Raw genomic sequence first — 17605 nt, 5'->3', positions numbered from 1 at the left:
GGTCTCCTTGGTTTTGAGTTCGCCGCTTCTTCCTGCCCTCACTCCGCCACGGCGAACGCCTTCTCCCGCGCCGCCTCCGCCCTCGGCAGGCGCCAACCCTTGACCAGGCCGTAGATGGCCGGGATGACCAGGAGGGTCAGCACCGTCGAGGACACCATCCCGCCGACCATCGGCACGGCGATGCGCTGCATGAGCTCCGAGCCGGTGCCGGTGCTCCAGAGGATCGGCAGCAGCCCCGCCATGATGGCGGTGACGGTCATCATCTTCGGCCGTACCCGCTCGACCGCGCCCTCCATGATGGCGTGGCGCAGGTCCTCCCGGGTCAGCGGCCGCCCCTCGGCGCGGCACCGCACGCGCACCGTGTCGAGCGCGTGGTCGAGGTAGATCAGCATGATGACCCCGGTCTCCGCGGCGACCCCGGCCAGCGCGATGAAGCCGACCGCCGCGGCGACGGAGAGGTTGAAGTACATCAGGTGCATCAGCCAGACGCCGCCCACGAGCGCGAAGGGCACCGAGAGCATGACGATGAGCGTCTCGGTCAGCCGTCCGAAGTTCAGGTAGAGCAGCACGAAGATGACGAGCAGCGTGACCGGCACGACGACGGCCAGCTTCGCCTTGGCGCGCCGCATGTACTCGAACTGGCCGCTCCACTCGACGTGGTAGCCGGGCGGCATCCGCACCTTCTCCGCCACGGCACGCTGCGCGTCCGCGACGTAGCCGCCCACGTCGCGGCCGTGCATGTCAACATAGACATAGTTCACCAGCTGCGCGTTCTCGGTCCGGATGGTCGGCGGGCCTCGCCGCAGCTGGACCACCGCCAGCTGTCCCAGCGGAATGGCGGCGCCCTGCATGCCCTGGACCAGCACCTGATCAGCGATTCCTTGCGGGTCGCTGCGCAGGCCGCGCGGGTAGCGGACGTTGACCGTGTAGCGGGCGCGGCCCTCGACCGTGGTGGTGACCGGCTCGCCGCCGAGGGCGGTGGCGATGGTCTCCTGGAGGTCGCCGACGGTCAGCCCGTACCGGGCCAGCGCCGCCCGGTCGGGCTCGATCTCCAGGTAGTAGCCGCCCTCGACCCGCTCGGCGAAGGCGCTGGTCGTGCCAGGCACGCTTCGCACCGCCGCCTCGACCTCGCGCGACAGCCGGTCGATGCCCGCGAGGTCGGGGCCGTAGACCTTGACCCCTACCGGGGTGCGGATGCCGGTCGAGAGCATGTCGATGCGGGCCTTGATCGGCATCGTCCAGGCGTTGCTGACCCCCGGCATCCGCAGCGCCGCGTCCATTTCGGCGACCAGGGAATCGACGGTGACGCCGGGGCGCCACTCGGCCTCCGGCTTGAGGTTGATGATGGTCTCGAACATCTCGGTTGGCGCCGGGTCGGTCGCGGTCGCCGCCCGCCCGGCCTTGCCGTAGACGCTCGCCACCTCGGGGAAGCTCCGGATGACCCGGTTCTGGGTCTGCAGCAGCTCGGCCGCCTTGGTGACGGACAGGCCGGGCAGGCTGACCGGCATGTACATCAGCGTCCCCTCGTTCAGGGTCGGCATGAACTCGCTGCCGAGCCGCGCCAGCGGCCAGGCGGTCGCGCCGACCGCGAGGAGCGCCAGCAGGATGGTCAGGGTCTTGGCCCGGAGGACGAAGGCGATGAGGGGGCGGTAGAGCCAGATCAGCAGCCGGTTCACCGGGTTGCGGCGCTCGGGCAGGATCCGGCCGCGGATGAACAGCACCATCAGCACCGGCACCAGGGTCACCGACAGCAGCGCGCCCGCCGCCATGGCGAAGGTCTTGGTGAAGGCGAGGGGCCGGAACATCCGGCCCTCCTGGTCCTCGAGGGTGAACACCGGGAGAAAGGAGACGGTGATGACGGCGAGGCTGAAGAACAGCGCCGGGCCGACCTCGACGGCGGCCTCCGTGATCACCTGCACCCGCGACATCCCCGGCGCCGCGTGCTCCAGGCGCTTGTGGGCGTTCTCGATCATGACGATGGCGGCGTCCACCATGGCGCCGAGCGCGATGGCGATGCCGCCCAGGCTCATGATGTTCGAGCTCAGCCCCAGCAGGTGCAGCAGGGCCATGGCGATGAGGACACCGACCGGCAGCATCAGGATGGCCACCAGGGCGCTGCGGACGTGCAGCAGGAACACCACGCAGACCAGCGCGACGATGACGCTCTCCTCCACGAGCGTGTGCTTCAGGGTCTCGATGGCGCGCCCAATCAGGTCCGAGCGGTCGTAGACCGAGGAGACGGTCACCCCCTCGGGGAGGCTGGCCGCGACCTCCGCCAGCCGCCGCTTGACGCTCTCGATGACGCTCAGGGCGTTCTGGCCCTCGCGCTGGAGGACGATGCCGCTGACCACCTCGCCCTCGCCGTTCAGCTCGGCGATGCCGCGCCGCTCCTCGGGGCCGAGCTCGACCCGGGCGACGTCCCGCAGCAGCACGGGGACGCCGTTCTGCATCGTCAGGACGATCTGCTCGATGTCCGAGATGCCCCGGAGGTAGCCCCTCCCGCGGACGAGGTACTCGGTTTCCGACATCTCGACCGAGCGGCCGCCGACGTCGCGGTTGCTCGCGCGGATGGCCTCGGTCACGCGCGAGAGCGGGATGCGGTACGCCTGGAGCCGCTGCGGGTCGACGACAACCTGGTACTGCTGGACGAAGCCGCCGACGCTGGCCACCTCGGCCACGCCCTCGGCCCGGGCGAGTTGGTAGCGCAGGAACCAGTCCTGGACGCTGCGGAGTTCTGCCAGCGTGCGCTGCGCCCCGGTGACGACGTACTGGTAGACCCAGCCGACGCCGGTGGCGTCAGGGCCGAGCGAGGGCGTCACGCCCGCAGGGAGGCGCCGCGCGGCCTGGCTCAGGTACTCGAGCACCCGGCTGCGGGCCCAGTAGAGGTCGGTGCCGTCCTCGAACACCACGTAGACGAAGGACGAGCCGAAGAAGGAGAAGCCGCGCACCGTCTTCGACCGCGGCACCGTCAGCAGCGCCGTGGTCAGCGGATAGGTGACCTGGTCTTCGACCACCTGCGGCGCCTGCCCGGGGTATTCCGTGTAGACGATGACCTGGACGTCGGAGAGGTCCGGGATGGCGTCGAGCGGCGTGTTGCGGACCGCCCAGACCCCGGCGCCGACCAGGAACAGCGTGGCGAGCAGCACCAGGAAGGGGTTGGCCGCCGACCAGCGGATGACGCGGGCGATCATGGCCGCTGGCCCTCCTGCGTGGGCGTCGGAGGCGCCGCGAAGGGCTGGAGCGCGGCCCGCAGGTTGCTCTCGGCGTCGATGAGGAAGTTGGCGCCGACCACGACCCGCTCGCCCGCCCTGATGCCTTGGCGGATCTCGACCTGGCCGTCGGCCCGGCGCCCGGTCGCCACCGGGCGCGGCTCGTAGCGGCCCGGGGCGCGCTCCACGAGGACGACCTGGCGCGTGCCGCTGTCGAGCACCGCGGAGTCCGGCACGGCGACCACCGGCGTGGAGCCGAGCGGCGCCGCGACTTCCACGGTCGCGTACATGTCCGGCTTGAGGAGTTGCTCCGGGTTGGGGATCTCGATGCGCACCTTGGCCGTGCGGGTGGCCGCGTTCAGGGTCGGGTAGACGAAGGTGACCTTCCCGGTGAACCGCCGGTCCGGGTAGGCGGTTATGGCGATGCTGGCCTCCTGGCCGGGCCCGACCAGGCCGAGGTCCTGCTCGAAGACGTCGGCCAGCAGCCAGACGGTCGAGAGATCGGCGATGCGGTAGAGCGTATCGCCCGGCGCGAAGCGCATGCCCTGGATGGCGACCTTCTCCAGGACCACGCCGTCCATCGGCGCGGTCAGCGTCAGTGTGCGGCTGACCCTGCCGGTGCGCCGCAGGCGGACGACTTCCTCGGCGGGCAGGTCGAAGTTGCGCAGGCGTGCCAGCGCGGCGGCGGCGATGCCCGCCGTGCCGCTGCGCATGGCCGGGTCGGCGTGCGCCATGGCGCCCTCCGCCTGCCGGGCGATGACGTACTCCTGCTCGGCGGCCGCGAGCTCGGGGCTGTAGACCTCGAACAGCGGCTGGCCGCGGCGCACCGGCTGCCCCGTCTCGTTGACGAGCAGCCGCTGGATCCAGCCCTCGAAACGCGGGGCCACGACGGCGAGGCGGCGCTCGTCGACGGCGATGGTGCCGACGGCCCGGATGGAGCGGGTCATCGTGCGCTCGGCCGCCGCCTCGGTTCGGACCCCGAGCATCTGCACCCGCTCCGGGCTGACCGTGACGGTGCCCGTGGGCTGGTTGGCCTCGTCCTCGTAGACCGGGATGTAGTCCATCCCCATCGAGTCCTTCTTGGGCACCGGCGAGGTGTCGGGCAGGCCCATCGGGTTGCGGTAGTAGAGGATGCGGCCGTGCCCACCGGAGGACGCCCGGGCGGGCGCCGCGGCCTGAGGCGGCGCGCCGATGTCCTCGTAGACTGGGACGAAGTCGCGCCCGTCGGCGGCTTTCCTTGGCGCCGCCGAGTACTCGGGCCTGCCCGATGGATCCTGGTAGTAGAGCGGCTGGCGTGCGGGGGACGGCGCCTGCTGTGCCACGGCCGTCCTGGCGGTCAACGCAGGCAGCCAGTCACCGGCCAGCCAGAGAGCCGCGCCAGCGGTCGACATGCCGAGCAGGCAGGCTCCGCCGAGGAGGCGCCGGTTCATAGATCACCCCCGACCAGGCGCTCGATTGCCGCCAGTTGCCGCTGGCCGTCGAACTCGGCGGCGAGGAGTTGCAGTCGGAAGTCGGCGAGATCGTGCTGCGCCCGCAGGACGGTGGCGAGGTCCACTCTGCCGAAGCCGTATCCGGCCGCCCCGGAGCGTACGAGAGCCTCGGCCTGCGGGAGGAGTTGACGGCGGATGAGGTCGGCGGTCCGACGGCTGCCCTCGAATCCGGCGACGGCCTCGGCCAGGTCGCTGCGGATCCGCTGCTCGCGTGCCTCCAGCCGGGCGCGCGCCGCCCCGGCCTGGGCCACGGCCTCGCGTGACTGCGCCTCGCGCAGGCCCCACTGGAGCGGGACCTTCATCCCGATCCAGGCCTGGTAGCCGGGTGGGCCGAACCCCGAGCGGTCGATCGCGGCCGCGCCGACGGTAATGTCGGGGTACCAGTTCCTGTCCGTCAGCCGCCGGTTGGTCTCCGCGCCGCTGACGGCGGCTGCGTCGGCCGCCAGCGCCGGGTTGGCCGCCCTGGCGCGCTCGGCCAGCCGGGCAGCGTTCAGGCCGCGCGCCTCGGGGAGAGGCCGCAGCCGCTCGGGTCGGGCGAGCGGAGCATCGGCCGGGCGGACGAGCAACGCATTCAACTGTCCCGTGGCGCTCCGGAGGGCCGCCTCGAGGCGCGCGATCTCGGTGGCCACGCGCGTGGTCTCCACCTCGGCCCGGAACACCTCCTGCTGCTCGCCGCGTCCCTGCGCGTAGCGCTCGCGGGCGACCTGGGCGACGCCGTGGATGGCCCGGTGCAGGTCCTCTGTCCGATGCACGGCTTCGTAGGAGGTGTAGTAGCGGGCGAAGGCGACCTTCACCCGCTCGACCAGTTCGGCGTCGGCCGCCTGGGCCTGTGCCGTCATCTGGCCGACCTCGGCCCGGGCGACCTGGCGCCGCAGGTCGCGCCTATCCCAGAGCGGGATGTCCTGCTCGAAGCTGTAGACCATCTTGTTCGGCCGCGGCCCCGACTCCCGGTCGATGTCGTCCGACATCACCCGCACGGTTGGGTCGGGGAACGCCCCGGCGACGGTGACGCGCGCCCGGGCCGCGGCGGTGTCGAGCGCGCGGGCAGCGAGCTCGGGGCTGAGTTGGCGGGCGACAGCGAGCACGCTCTCCAGCGTGACCCCGGGGAGTGCTCCCCCTGGGGTCCGCTGCGCCGTCCTCGACTGGCCGTAAACCGACCCAGCCAGCAGGACGAGCGTCAGACCGAACGCGAGGGCGGCACCGGGCCGTCGCCCGGAGCGCCCTGGGGGCGCCGAGGCCCCCCATGCGGGACGCGGCATCTCATTGCGCCGCGTTGAACGTGACCGTGGCGCGCACGGTCTCCGGCTCGCCCTGGACCTTGGCGGCCAGCGTCAGCGCCCAGCCCCCGGCCATGCCGGTGTCGATCTGGAACCGGTAGGTGCCGGGCTGCTGGCCCGCCTGCGGGGCGACGTTGCCGGTCATGGTCGGCATGCCCGCGGGCGCCATGTCGGCCCGGGTCTGGAAGATCACCGCGTCCGGCACCGGTTTGTTGTCCGGGGCGTGGACCAGGCGGACGGTGACGTCGGTCTTGCCGGGCCCGGCGGGGCGGGCGCTGGCCAGCTCGAAGCGGTAGTCGCTGGCCGCGGCGAAGGCGGCGGGGGCGAGGAGGGAGGTCGAGACGGCGGCGCCGGTGCCGAGCGCGGCCGCGCGCAGGAGCCTGGAGAGCATCGTTGTGTCCCATTCCGTGGGCCGCCCGCGCCTTGCGACGAGCGGCTTATGTCGTCTGGAGGAACCCGTTCTCCCGATGCCGGGCGCGCCGCGAAGCCGCTGAGGCCACGTGCGTCGAGACACCGGAGAGGGCAGGGGAGGCCGCTGCGGCCCCGAAGGGCGCGCGGGCGGCTCGGCTCAGACGAGACGGATGGGAGGCCCGAGGTAGGGCTCGGGCGAGAGGCCCTCGGCGAGGCGGACGGACTGCCAGTAGGCCACCCGGAACCAGGCCGGGCCCGAGACGGCGGGCGCGGGCGGCACGGGGATGCCGACCACGAAGATGCAGCCCAGGTCGGTCATGCACCCGGGCACCTTGTCTTGGCACGGTGGCGTCTGGGTGTCGTGGCAGGGCATCGCCGCGCCGCCGTCCCCGTGGTCGGCCATCATGGCCATGCCCGCCGTGTCCGCCTGCGTGGACGGCATGTTCTGCACCAGACCGGCGCCGAGGAAGGCGACGATCGTGATGGCAGCGATGACCAGCCGGGCGAGGCGGAGGGGCATGGCGGCAGCATAGTCCGGCGCGGCGGGGGCTAGAAGGGCCTGCCTGCTATCGGCGTAGTCGCCCGAAACCCCGGCCCGCCGCTCGCTTCCGGTTCGACCGAGTTCAGGCCGTCACCCTCCGCCATCTTCGAGGCGGACGCACTGGACGAGGCGGGCTTCCTGGGCTGGCTCCTACTACCTACAGGAGCTCCGCGATTTGGCCGAGGAGGTTGGCTCAGGCCGTCCCGGCCAGCGCCATCCCTTATGTTGGATTTCGGGACAAATCGGCCCCGTTAAGTCGATTCTTGGGTCGAGGTAGCTCGGAACGGCCTTTCTTACGTGGGATTTTGGGACATGGTGGACCGCTTCTTCACCGCATCCGCCGCGGGTCCGGCGGAGAGGCGCAGGCTGAGCCGGGACGCTTCAGTCCGGGGCACCGCATGCGAACGCGGCAGGCCGGTCAGGCGAGCTGTCAAATGCGTGGCGACCCACGCCAGTTTTCCTTGCCGATGCGCGAGAGACGTCCAACGGCATCGCGAGCCTCCCGAACGCCTCGCTCACGCCGCCTTCCCAAGGCCGTCGAGGACGAGTTCCCCGGCCGGAAGGCGGCCGCAGGCGAACCAGTGTGGGCAGCGCGGGCACGTGTCGGATTTCGGTGTGACGGGAAAGTGCCCGGCCGTCAGCTGACCACTGAGCTCCTTCAAGGTCTTCGTCCGGTTCACCAACACCCTGTTGGTGAACTCAACCGATCGCACGCGCCCATCGGTTAGGCTCGCCACCTCGGCGCGGCCGAGGGCGCCACCTGACGTGGACTGGGCAGCGAGGTGGAGCAGCACCTCGCTCATGTCCTTGTCGTCCGAGCGGTCGCTGCCGGTGCGGATGCGGCGCAGAACCCGTACGCCCTCCGCGGTCGACGTATCGTCGGCTCGCACGACCACATGCACCCCGTCGACAGAGGCAGTGTGCGACCCGGGGGCGAGGCGCCCCCGCCCTTCGAGCCGCTCGTGCAAGGCTGCCACCAGCTTCGAGCCGAGAGCACGGTAATGCGCCGCGTAGCCGTGATCGTGGGGCCCATGCTCCAGCCAGAAGCCGTCGAACACGGCTTCCAAGTCCGCGAGATCCCCCGGCACGGCGCCCTCGCCGTTGGCGAGCCGGGCGATCAATCGCTGGACGCAGTCATGGGTCATGGCGAAAGGCCCCGTCTGCCGGGCGGCCCGGATGCCGAGCAGCACCGTGTGGAGGAGCCTCCTCGGGCATCGCCGCAACTGCTCGATGTGGTGGGCGCGCACGCTGGGGCCACCCGCGGGCCAGGAGACGACGACGTGCGCGTCGGTCGGCCCCGGCACCGACGCCACCGGCGCCGCGGCCGCCAGCGTCAATGCAGGGGCGATCCTCGCAAGATACGGCGATTGCTTGCGGGACTGCCTCCTCTTCCCGGAGGTCGCCCCGCTTCGGTACAGCCGCAGGTGCGTCTTCGCCCGCGACAGCGCGACGAAGAAGAGGCACTCCTCCTCGGCTTCGGCACCGGCCGCCGCTGCCTCAACGGCAGCGTCGACGAGTCCGTGGGGCGGTGGGCAGACGGGCGCGGTGTACGAAAGCGGAAAGCCACGCTCATGAAGCCCCGGCAGATGCACCGCCTCGAACTCGAGACCCTTGCTGCCGTGCACGGTCATGACGTGGACCGCGTCCAGGCTCCGGGCGGCCTCCGGGACGTCGCCGAGCGAGCGCGCCTCTCCGAGCATTGCCACTCGCCGCAGGCGCCGCAGGAAGCGCGCGACCGGCGGCCCGGCCCGGCCTGGTGGTTGGGTACGCACCGCCTCCATCAGGTTCCAGACGGCCAAGCAACGCATCTGCGCCTCGACACCTCCGCCCGCAGCCAGATCCGCGAGCCAGCGGGTGCGGTCCATCATCAGCGTCGCCAGCAGCGTCCACGGCGACGAGAACGGGGTGTGGCACGCGAGATCGTCGCGCAGGCGGGCGAGACCGGCCGCACCGGCAGTCGACAAGCCGGTCAGGGCGGACAGGTCCCCGAGCGACTCCAGCACGGTGCGCTCGTCTGAGCCCAGCGCCGTGGCGGCGACCCGGACATCCTGGAGGCTCAGGCCGTAACGCGGGAGCGACCCGACGCGCGGCAGCCCCGCCCCGGTCGTGTCGGCCGCGAGGCTCAGGATGCTGAGGAGATCCCGCACCTCGTCCCGCTCCAAGACGTTCCCGAGGCGGAGCACCGGGATGCCCGCGGCCTCGAGGGCGCCCGAAATCTCCTCGACCTGGGCGTTCCCGCGGCACAGGACCGCCTGCTGGCCGTTGCGGACCCCGCGCCCCGCCAGCTCCGCCACGGCCGCGACCACCGCCGCCACCTCGGCGTCGTCGTCCGGGCACTCGGTCAGAACCGGCGCATGGCCAGCCTCTCCCCGACGGGCCTCCAGGGCCGGTTCGGGCGCGCCCTCCGCGCCGGTCATCCCGCGGGAGAAATCCAGGAAGGTGCGGACCACCTCGGCAGAGGAGCGGTAGTTGACTCCGAGGCTGTGCGGGGCGTGTGGGCCGAAGTCCTCCGCAAACCGGGACATGCTGGCGGAGGAGGCGCCTCGGAAGCGGTAGATCGCCTGCCGCGCGTCGCCGACGGCCCAGACCTCCCCGCCCGGGCCGACGAGCGCCCGCAGGAGGCGGATGCTCGCGCGGTTCACGTCCTGGTACTCGTCCACGAGGACGTGGCGGTGACGCCCCCGCAGCTCGGCCGCCAGCGCGGGATCCCCCTCCAGGAGAAGCGCGGGCAGCATCACCTGGTCGCCGAAATCGACCGCTCCGAGTTCCAGGAGCTTGTCCTGATACGCCCGGTACACGCGGGCGACCTCCGCCGCCCGCTCCGCGGCCTCGATCCCAGCCGGGTCACCGTCGGCCGCCGCGAGCATCGCGGAGGCCAGCTCCTCGTAGCGGTCCGGCCCGACCAGCTCGTCCTTTGCGCGGGAGACGGCGCTCAGAACATCCTTCAGCAGCCTCTCCGGCGCCCAGAGGTTCCGGTGGTGCGCGAGGTCGAGCGTCGCGAGCAGGTCCTCCAGCGCCTCGACCGCTGCCGCCCGGTCGAGCAGGATCGGACTCCGCGGCAGGTCCAGCCGCTCGGCGTGCCTGCGGATGAGGTCCATCCCGAACTGGTGGAAGGTGCCGACCCAAACCCTGGGGCCGTCATCGGGCAAGGCCGCGCAGATCCGTTCCGACGCCTCGGCGGCCGCGCGGTTGGAGAAGGTCAGCACGAGGACGGAGGCCGGATCGGCACCCCTCTCGACGAGGTGGCGCACCCGGGCGACGAGCGTGCGGGTCTTGCCGGTGCCCGGCCCCGCGGACAGCAGCAGCGGCCCGCTCCCGTGCGTCACCGCGGCCTCCTGCGACGGGTCGAGCCCGGGCGCCGCTCCGCCGCTTGGCGGGGGCGGCGCCACGTCGGGCAGCAGGAGGGAGTCGAGGAGCTGCCTCTCGACTGCGCCGCGCGGCAGGCCGGTGCGCGCTTCGATGGCCGCCGCGGTCAGCGCCTCGTCGATGTGGAGGTGCCGCGCCTCTGCGCGCGGCAGCGCGAACTCACGGGCGAAGACCTCCGCCTCCAGTTCCCGCCGTTCACGGGGACCGTAGTCGGACAAGCGGACTGCGGATCTGGCGGTGCCCGCCGCGGCGAGCGCGTCGTGACCTGCGGTGAGGCGGTGGACGGCCTCGTGCCCGAGCTCGTGCGCGAGGAGCAGCGCCCTCTCCCCGTCGTCGCCCGACCTGGCGCAGACAATCGTCCCCGCCTGGGCGTCGAGGAAGGCCATCGTGCCGTGGAGGAGCGGACTGGAAGGGTCAACCCAGGAGACCTCGAAGTCGAGGTGCTCGGCCGCCGCCCCAGCGAGAGCGAGGATCCCCGGTCCCGTAGCCTTCGCGGCCGCCGCATCGCGGAGGGCGCGTGCCGCGAGCCGCGCGGCATCGAAGGAGTTCATCGCCGCGCGCCCTGGCTATTCGGACAGCATTTCCTTGATTTCCTCGGCCGACATCCCCGCGTCGCGCGCGACCTCCTCGAGGGTCATGCCGCGCTCGCCCGCCGTGGGCTTCCCCACCGCCCGGGCCGCCATCGCCGGGGGGAGTTGTGCGCCCGAGGCCGCGTGACCGACGACGTCGTTCGCGGGCACCGGCACCGGCATGGCCGCCCCGATCCTCGCGGCGACAACCAATGGGAGATTCACGACGCGCCCGTCCCGAATGGCCGCGAGTACCGCCTTCCGCATGCGCGTGGCCTTCGCGACCTTGGCGAAGGCCGCCCTGTCGAGATTCGCGAACGGATCCGAGGGCGCCGCTGCGGACGTGGTCCCGACATCCCCCTCCGCGGGGGCGAGGCCGTGCAGGTGGAGGTGGAGCCCGAGCAGGTGGCGGCAGAGCTCCTGGAGCTTCACGCCGATCTCGTGCGCCTGGAGCTGCAGCCTCGCATGTGTCTCGGCGTCCATGCGGACCGTTCGGTAGACGGGCGCGTCACCGCGGTCACGGCGGCCCTCGCGCAGCGCCCGCTCGTGGTCCGCGACCGCCGCCCGCATCTCGTCGAGCGTCCGGTCGCGTGCGGCCGCCCGAAGAATGGCCAGCCCTTCGCGCAACGCCTCGACGATGCGTTCGTTGGACGGCACGCTTCCGGGCTCACCGGCGAGCAACGCGGTTTGGGAGGGGTCGAGCCCGAGACTGTACTCGCCCACACGCTCGCGGGCGGCCAGCGAGCGGACCAGCGCCTCTCGCAGGCGCTCCGCCTGATCCTGGGCGAGGTTGTGGCGCCAACGCTCCAGATCGGACGGCGCGGCCGTGTCCAGGAGCTCCTTCAGGCGGCGACGGAACATGCGGAGCGCCTCGTCCGCCGCGTCACCGAAGCCTTTGGCGGCACCCCGGCCGATGCCCGGGCACCAGACGATGTGCGTCTTCGAAGGCTCGTGGAAGTCGTGCCGAAGGGCCACGCGCGCCGCCTGCTCCAGTTCGGTGCGCGTGGCGGGGGCCGCCGCTCCGGTCCGGGAGGCGCCCTCCTTCTCATGGGCCTGACCCACGTCGCCATGACCAACCATGATCTGCAGTCTCCGTCTGACCACACTCCGGCCGGGGTGCTCCGCGTGGCCGGTGGCGAATCTCACCACCTGACGGTAAATCTCACCGGTATGCGGTGATATTGCAATCCTTCCGTTGCTGCCGCAGAAAGGACCCGCATTCTGCGAGTCGCACCGTGCCTGGCGTCGAACCCCCTCAAGAGATTGTTCTGGATGCCGGACGCCTGGCCACCGCGCTGGCCTTGGTCCCGGACGAGGACCCCTGCATCCGCCCCGTTCAGCTGCGGGAGCAGGCCGCCGACGCAGCAGGCGCTGCTCTCGGACCTGACGATGCAACGCCGCTCGGCCATTTCGCTGACGGGCTGGAGCCCTGGCTCATCGTCCGCACGGGGATCGACCTCTCCGGGCTGCCCCCGACCCCCTTGGATTTCCCACCGATCCAGGACCGTTCCTGGTGGCCGCTCGGCTGGCTCACGGTCGGGCTGATGTCGCGCCTCGGGGCGAGGCTCGTCTCCTACGCCTGCGAGAACAAGGGGGCGGCCTTCGTGAACCTGGTTGGGCGGCCTGAGGAAGTGGTCGGCGCTGGCCTCGCCGAGCGCTCCACGAAGGCGATGCGCGGGCACACGGACGGCGCCTCCTTCCCGTTCCCGAGCGAGTTCGCAATGGGCGGCGAGGCCCATTCGCCCGCCCCGGACTTCCTCGTCCTTGTTGGGCTGCGCAACCCTGCGGGGACGCCGACAAAGCTCGCCCCCGCTTCAATGGCGCTGGACGCCCTGACGGACCAGGAGCTCGAAGCGATGGAGGGGCCCTGGTTCGACATCGCTCCCCAGGGGACCTTCGACACGGAGCAGATCCGCGTCGGCGCCCCGCTGCTGAGCCGCCGGGAGCCCCGCCACGGCTTGTCCATGCGCTTCAGCCACGGGAAGATCACCGCGTCGCATGGCGCCCCGCCTGCCGCGGAGACCGCCCTGCAGCGCTTCAAGGAAGCGCTGCCAGACCTGTATGCCGAAGTCGCCATAGGGCCCGGCGACATCTGCCTGATCCACAACAGGCAGGTCATTCATGGACGTGGTGCACCCGGCTCGGGCGTCGGGGGCACCACCCGCTGGCTGCTCCGGACCTACGGCTGGATGGGCGACACAGTCGGCAATCCGCAAGCCGGTGGGCCCGCTCACGTCCACCTTTGAACCGGCGCCACCTGTCGGACTGGCGAATGCCGGATCGTTTGAACGCTTGGCTGGGGGCTCATGCAGGTCCACGCAGCGAGAGCGGCATTCCACCCCGGCGACCGGACCAGGGTGGAGTGACCATCCGAGCCGTAACCGACTGCTCCGGCCAGAACCGGACCAAGGAGCAGCTCCCCTGAGGCGAATGCTGCCTCCAGGCTGCAGACGGGGCGCGTCCATGCCGTGGGGCGGTAAGACCCCGGCGACCCCGGGCAGAGCGAGCTTGCTCTCACAACCAGGCTTGGCCATGCCTCACCTCGACCATCTCGATGGCGCCGCAATCGCGTCGGCGAGGAAGGCGGCGAGCCGGGGCCCCGTCGGGCCACACCTGTTCTGGCCCATGCATGTGACTCCCTGCATCCAGGTCCGCAGGGGAGGAGCCTCGTTGGAAGCTTGGGTTCTGAACCCCGCGGTACTCGACGGACCAGGGTCTGTTGACGCCTGGAAGGCAGCAATGGGCGACCCGGAAGCGCTGGTCTCGCTCCAGCCCTGGATCCACTACCAGCCAGGAAGTTTCGCCGTGATGTCGGATGGCGCTCTTGTCTTGAGCGACTTCGCTGCCGACAATGATTTCACGCAAACCAGAGCAGTCCTGGAGCAGCTCGCGTGAGCCCGGGAGGCGTTCAGGCATGGCGAAAGTCGAGCGGACTGAGACGGCGCCACCTGAGGAGGTGACGTTCATCGGCTGGAGCGTCGGACGCTGCCTCAGGCGCTTCGTGGCCATCCCGTCGGTCCTCAGAGTCGAGCGTGACGGCAGCGCAAGCGTCCTCCTCGGCAACATCCAGGCGTACCACCGCCTGCGTCCTGATCTGGCCGGATTCGAGGAGGCGCTGGCGGACCTCCGGCGCGCTTCGGAGGCATCAGTGCCGGTTCGGGTCACCGTCGATCTTGCGACGCACAACATCGTCGAAGTCCGGCCGGGCTCGGACGGGCCGAACTCAGGCTGAAGAAGGGAAGGCACGACGGCGCAGCGGAGGCGCGAGCCGGTCCGAGCACGAAGCCCGCTGTGAATAAGCGCCGATCCGGAACTCCACCGGAGTCCAGCCTACCGCATTGATGAGGCGCAGAAAAGAAGCGGAAGGGTAGGGCCCCGATCGGCGTCGAGCGGGACCCCACCTGTTCGCCAGTTCAGGTATTGCAATCAGCCCCTTGCGGCGCTTTCGGGAGGGGGCCTGATTCGCCGCTTTTTCACACCGCAGGGAGCGCCATGCCCATGCCGCGCCCGGCGCGCAGGTCGGCCAGCTGCCGGTCGGAAAGGGCCTTCACCGGGCGCGTCTGCGTCCCGGCATAGGGGGACAAGGCTGGCTGGCCCTGACCGCTGTGGTGGTGCTGGGCTGTGGCGGGTGCTGTGGCGATAGCGGTAGCCAGGAGGATGGCGAGGTGGTTTCGCATGGCGGTCCCGGGAGGCGGTTCGGGAGTGATACCACACGCCGGTTGCGGTGCCCGCGGCCCCCGCTGCGGCTCGGAGCCGAGCACTCCGGATTCCTTTGACAGCCTCCCAGTGCGGGTCTCGAATCACCCCACCGGGGCACCGGCGTCCGGCGTCCCGGCCACAGGGAGGACCCCATGAGCGATATGGACCGGAGGTCCGCCTTCGCGCTGGGCCTGGCAGCGGCTGCGTTCGCCGTCCCACAATCTGCCGGAGCGCAGACGCGCACCGAGGGCCGCGAGGTCGGTCCCGGGGTCCGGCAGGTGGACCTCGGCGAGCGGGAGTCCGTGCTCCCGGCCTACAAGCGGTTGCGGATGCGCGACATCGTCATCCAGCCCGGGGCGGCTACGCCTGACAACATGATGATGAACGACATGCTCTGCCACATGACCGAGGGCGAGCTTGCGGTCCGGCAGAACGACAACCACTTCACCGTCCGCAAGGGCGACGTCTGGGCCTGTGCCAAGGGCAACACGACGGAGGGGACGAAGAACAACGGCAGCACCGTCGCGGTGATGCGGATCATCGACCTGCTGCCGGGCTGACGGCGGCGTGGGGGCGAGAGCCCCCATCTTTAGCTGGCGGCGTGAAAGGCGGCGCCGCGCTTTCATCCCCGTGGCGACCGGCCCGGCAGCGCCGTATCTCGCCGCGGCGTCGTGGGACGTCCTGATCGACGCCCGCATGCACAAGTGGGCCGCACCGGAGCCGCAGCGCGGACTGGCCCGTCTCGTCCTCGGCTTGAGACCGGGCTTCGTCGCGGGCGGCAATGTCGACCTCGCCGTTGAGACAGCCTGGGGCGAACGGCTCGGTGCCGTGGTCGAGGGCGGGCCGACGCTGCCCCTGGCAGGCGAGCCCCGCGCCATCGACGGCATCGGCCGCGAGCGCCTGGCCTACACGCCGGTCGCGGGTGTCTGGCGCACCAACTTGAGCATTGGCGAGCCGGTCAATGCCAGGCAGGTCGTGGGCCATGTCGGCGAGGTGCCGGTCGCCGCGCCTCTCGACGGGATCCTGCGCGGCCTGACCCGCGATGGCGTGCCCGTGGCGCGGGGCACGAAGATCGTCGAGGTGGACCCGCGTGGGCCGGAGCGGGCCCTGCTGCGCGGCCTTGGCGAGCGGCCCCGGCGCATCGCCGAGGGCCTGGCCGCGGCACTCGCCCGCTTTTGGGAGAGACAGCACACCGCCTGGCGCCTGATCCAGGCCCCGCCGCGCGGCTACCGGGGCACGCGTCCCATGTTGCGGCTGAGCAACCGCTTCGCTGCGCTGCGGCCCGCCTCGATGGTACAGCCCGCGGCCAGCCCGGCCGCCGGGTTGACCAGCACCGTCAGCGCGGCCGCGACGCCGATGGCGGGCCAGCAGTCCGGCCGGGCATCAAACAGGCGCCGCGACAGGGCCAAGTCGGACCCGGCCACGAGCAGCAGCGCGCCGATGGCCCCGGCCGGGACGGCGGCGAACAGCGCGGCCGCGCCCTCCGCGAAGCAAAGCCCGAGGACGAGCAGCACGACCCCGAGCAGGACCGGCGCCGCGCCGGTGCGGGCGCCGAAGCGATGCTGTGCTTGCAGGCCGCCCGCGCCGAGGCACATCGGCATGGCCCCGAGCGGCGCCAACAGCAGGTTCGCCAGCCCGGTGCCAACCGCCAGTCGCTGCTCGGTGATGCGCTGGGAATGGTCCGGGTAAAGCTCGCGCGCGAGGAGGGCCGTCAGGATGACGGCGTTGGTCAGGGTCAGCGGCAGTTGCGGCATGACGCCGGACAGGATGCCCCGCCAGACCTCGCCCCAGCTTCCAGGCAGGTGGAATGACGGGAACGCGAAGGAGAATGCGGGCAACGCGGGCGGCTGCGTCAGGCCCGCCGCCCAGGCGATGCCGAAGGCCAGCACCAGAGCGAGTGGAGCCGCGGGAACACGGGGCAGCCGCATCAGGCCGAGCAGGGCCAGAAGCGCCAGGCCGCCCAGCCAAGGCGTCTCGACAATGAGCTTCAAGCCGAGCCAGGCCATTGCGAGACCCAGGCCAAGCTGGAGTCCGGCGGCCACTGACTTCGGCACGGCCCGCGCGACCCAGCCGATGGCGCCCGTGACGCCGAGCGCCAACAGCACCGCGCCGGTGACGAGCCCTGTCGCCACGAGTTCCCCGGGGCCGAGGCCGCCGGTCAGGAGGACGGCCGATACCGCCTTCATCGGCTGGACGGCGAGAGGAATTCCGAAGGCCAGTCCGGTCGCCATCAGGAACACGCCGAAGCCGACGAGGACGCCTGCCGGGGCGAGACCGGCCACCGTCATGGCCCCGACGACCAGCGGCACGAAGGTGCCGAGGTCGCCGCAGGCGCCGCCGAGCTCGCCAGGCCACGACACCCGGCCATGGCCTTTGGCTCCCTCTGCCGTCTGCCGCAGGTCCTGCCCCGGCATCGCCATCAGCCACCCTGGCGCCGGGCGTCAGCGCTCCGGTAGCCGCGCAGTTCTCCGTAGCGGCGCACCTGCGCCTGCGTGAGGACCTCGACCGTGGCCAGGTGGTACCGCAAGTGCGCCGCGCGGAGCGCAGCCTGGGTGCGGCCGATGGCGGACGTCGCGACCTCCAGCGAGGCCAGGGTCACCGTGCGGGCGGCGAACTCGCTGTCGAGCGCCGCCTCCTCGGCGATCAGGCGCTCGCCCAGCGGGACGGCCTTGGCAGTCATGGCCTCGCGCAGGGCCTGGATGCGTCGGCGCTGCTCGGGAGCGAGGCCGAGCGCATCGGCCAACTCGAGGACGTGAACCGGCCCAGGATAGCCATTCAACTCCGCCGCCAGCGCCATGCCCATCCCGCGCCCGGCGCGCAGATCGGCCATCTGCTGCTCCGAGAGGGCCTTGATGGACCGGGCCTGCATCCCGGCATAGGGAGATACCGCCTGCTCGCCTTGGGCTCCACCGTGATGCTGATGCTGCGCCTCGGCGGGGGCCGCCGCGCCAACGGCGGCGATCAGGGCCAGGACGCCAACCAAGCCCGCTTCAGTCCTCATGGCTGTGCCTCCCGGGAGCGCTGCTCGGATGGGTAGCATGCC

At 71.6% G+C, this 17605-nt stretch carries 14 protein-coding genes; 4 read left to right on the top strand and 10 right to left on the bottom strand.

The genetic code is table 11. The features are described 5' to 3' along the window. Positions 1-38: 38 nt before the first annotated feature. From NJ376_RS08265 to NJ376_RS08235, 7 genes are all read right to left on the bottom strand, one after another. Positions 39-3191, bottom strand: coding sequence for an efflux RND transporter permease subunit (locus NJ376_RS08265; protein WP_252952765.1), 3153 nt, complete (start codon positions 3189-3191; stop codon positions 39-41). Continuing rightward, positions 3188-4639 carry an efflux RND transporter periplasmic adaptor subunit gene (locus tag NJ376_RS08260; RefSeq protein ID WP_252952764.1) on the bottom strand — a complete coding sequence of 484 codons (1452 nt, stop codon included), beginning with the start codon at positions 4637-4639 and terminating at the stop codon, positions 3188-3190. The genes NJ376_RS08265 and NJ376_RS08260 overlap by 4 nt, the downstream gene beginning before the upstream one ends. Next, positions 4636-5784: a TolC family protein gene (locus NJ376_RS08255; protein WP_252952763.1), complete on the bottom strand. Its 1149-nt coding sequence runs from the start codon at positions 5782-5784 to the stop codon at positions 4636-4638. Before NJ376_RS08255 ends, NJ376_RS08260 begins: the two co-directional genes overlap by 4 nt. 175 nt (positions 5785-5959) lie before the next feature. Beyond that, positions 5960-6367, bottom strand: a complete 408-nt coding sequence (locus tag NJ376_RS08250) for a FixH family protein (protein ID WP_252952762.1) — start codon at positions 6365-6367, stop codon at positions 5960-5962. Between the two features lie 177 nt (positions 6368-6544). Then, positions 6545-6907 carry a hypothetical protein gene (locus NJ376_RS08245; RefSeq protein WP_252952761.1) on the bottom strand — a complete coding sequence of 121 codons (363 nt, stop codon included), beginning with the start codon at positions 6905-6907 and terminating at the stop codon, positions 6545-6547. Positions 6908-7443: 536 nt separating this feature from the next. Beyond that, positions 7444-10845 carry an ATP-dependent helicase gene (locus tag NJ376_RS08240; protein ID WP_252952760.1) on the bottom strand — a complete coding sequence of 1134 codons (3402 nt, stop codon included), beginning with the start codon at positions 10843-10845 and terminating at the stop codon, positions 7444-7446. Between the two features lie 15 nt (positions 10846-10860). Next, the gene (locus tag NJ376_RS08235) at positions 10861-11943 is read right to left on the bottom strand and encodes a hypothetical protein (protein ID WP_252952759.1); all 1083 of its coding nucleotides are present in this window, start codon (positions 11941-11943) and stop codon (positions 10861-10863) included. Positions 11944-12098: 155 nt separating this feature from the next. Here NJ376_RS08235 and NJ376_RS29230 point away from each other — a divergent pair, with 155 nt between their 5' ends. The 4 genes from NJ376_RS29230 (at position 12099) to NJ376_RS08215 (ending at position 15122) form a co-directional block, all read left to right on the top strand. Continuing rightward, positions 12099-13109 (top strand): TauD/TfdA family dioxygenase, encoded by a 1011-nt coding sequence (locus tag NJ376_RS29230; protein WP_252952758.1) that lies wholly within the window; start codon positions 12099-12101, stop codon positions 13107-13109. A 493-nt stretch (positions 13110-13602) separates the two neighbouring features. Continuing rightward, complete coding sequence (locus NJ376_RS08225) at positions 13603-13758, top strand: hypothetical protein (RefSeq protein WP_252952757.1); 156 nt, start codon at positions 13603-13605, stop codon at positions 13756-13758. Positions 13759-13777: 19 nt separating this feature from the next. After that, entirely contained in the window at positions 13778-14095 is a 318-nt protein-coding gene (locus NJ376_RS08220; RefSeq protein ID WP_252952756.1) for a hypothetical protein, read from the top strand. A gap of 619 nt (positions 14096-14714) precedes the next feature. Next, on the top strand, positions 14715-15122 hold the full coding sequence (locus NJ376_RS08215; protein ID WP_252952755.1) for a hypothetical protein: 408 nt from the start codon (positions 14715-14717) through the stop codon (positions 15120-15122). Here the strand turns inward: NJ376_RS08215 and NJ376_RS08210 are convergent. Genes NJ376_RS08210 through NJ376_RS08200 form a run of 3 tightly spaced genes read right to left on the bottom strand, consistent with a single transcriptional unit; the run spans position 15100 to position 17563 of the window. Continuing rightward, positions 15100-15753 carry a hypothetical protein gene (locus tag NJ376_RS08210; protein ID WP_252952754.1) on the bottom strand — a complete coding sequence of 218 codons (654 nt, stop codon included), beginning with the start codon at positions 15751-15753 and terminating at the stop codon, positions 15100-15102. The two genes, NJ376_RS08215 and NJ376_RS08210, sit on opposite strands and share 23 nt — an antisense overlap. Before the next feature lie 35 nt (positions 15754-15788). Continuing rightward, positions 15789-16982: a putative sulfate/molybdate transporter gene (locus tag NJ376_RS08205; RefSeq protein ID WP_252952753.1), complete on the bottom strand. Its 1194-nt coding sequence runs from the start codon at positions 16980-16982 to the stop codon at positions 15789-15791. Beyond that, positions 16982-17563, bottom strand: a complete 582-nt coding sequence (locus tag NJ376_RS08200) for a hypothetical protein (protein ID WP_252952752.1) — start codon at positions 17561-17563, stop codon at positions 16982-16984. The genes NJ376_RS08205 and NJ376_RS08200 overlap by 1 nt, the downstream gene beginning before the upstream one ends. Positions 17564-17605: the final 42 nt, after the last annotated feature.

The organism is Siccirubricoccus soli (assembly GCF_024178315.1).
In the GTDB taxonomy this organism is placed as follows: domain Bacteria; phylum Pseudomonadota; class Alphaproteobacteria; order Acetobacterales; family Acetobacteraceae; genus Siccirubricoccus; species Siccirubricoccus soli.
This window is presented reverse-complemented; position numbering and strand designations above follow the sequence as displayed.

Coding starts and splice junctions, on each gene's coding strand:
- NJ376_RS08265 (WP_252952765.1), bottom strand. CDS start 3,191: ATGATCGCCCGCGTCATCCGCTGGTCGGCGGCCAACCCCTTCCTGGTG.
- NJ376_RS08260 (WP_252952764.1), bottom strand. CDS start 4,639: ATGAACCGGCGCCTCCTCGGCGGAGCCTGCCTGCTCGGCATGTCGACC.
- NJ376_RS08250 (WP_252952762.1), bottom strand. CDS start 6,367: ATGCTCTCCAGGCTCCTGCGCGCGGCCGCGCTCGGCACCGGCGCCGCC.
- NJ376_RS08245 (WP_252952761.1), bottom strand. CDS start 6,907: ATGCCCCTCCGCCTCGCCCGGCTGGTCATCGCTGCCATCACGATCGTC.
- NJ376_RS08240 (WP_252952760.1), bottom strand. CDS start 10,845: ATGAACTCCTTCGATGCCGCGCGGCTCGCGGCACGCGCCCTCCGCGAT.
- NJ376_RS08235 (WP_252952759.1), bottom strand. CDS start 11,943: ATGGTTGGTCATGGCGACGTGGGTCAGGCCCATGAGAAGGAGGGCGCC.
- NJ376_RS08225 (WP_252952757.1), top strand. CDS start 13,603: ATGGGCGACCCGGAAGCGCTGGTCTCGCTCCAGCCCTGGATCCACTAC.
- NJ376_RS08220 (WP_252952756.1), top strand. CDS start 13,778: ATGGCGAAAGTCGAGCGGACTGAGACGGCGCCACCTGAGGAGGTGACG.
- NJ376_RS08215 (WP_252952755.1), top strand. CDS start 14,715: ATGAGCGATATGGACCGGAGGTCCGCCTTCGCGCTGGGCCTGGCAGCG.
- NJ376_RS08205 (WP_252952753.1), bottom strand. CDS start 16,982: ATGGCGATGCCGGGGCAGGACCTGCGGCAGACGGCAGAGGGAGCCAAA.
- NJ376_RS08200 (WP_252952752.1), bottom strand. CDS start 17,563: ATGAGGACTGAAGCGGGCTTGGTTGGCGTCCTGGCCCTGATCGCCGCC.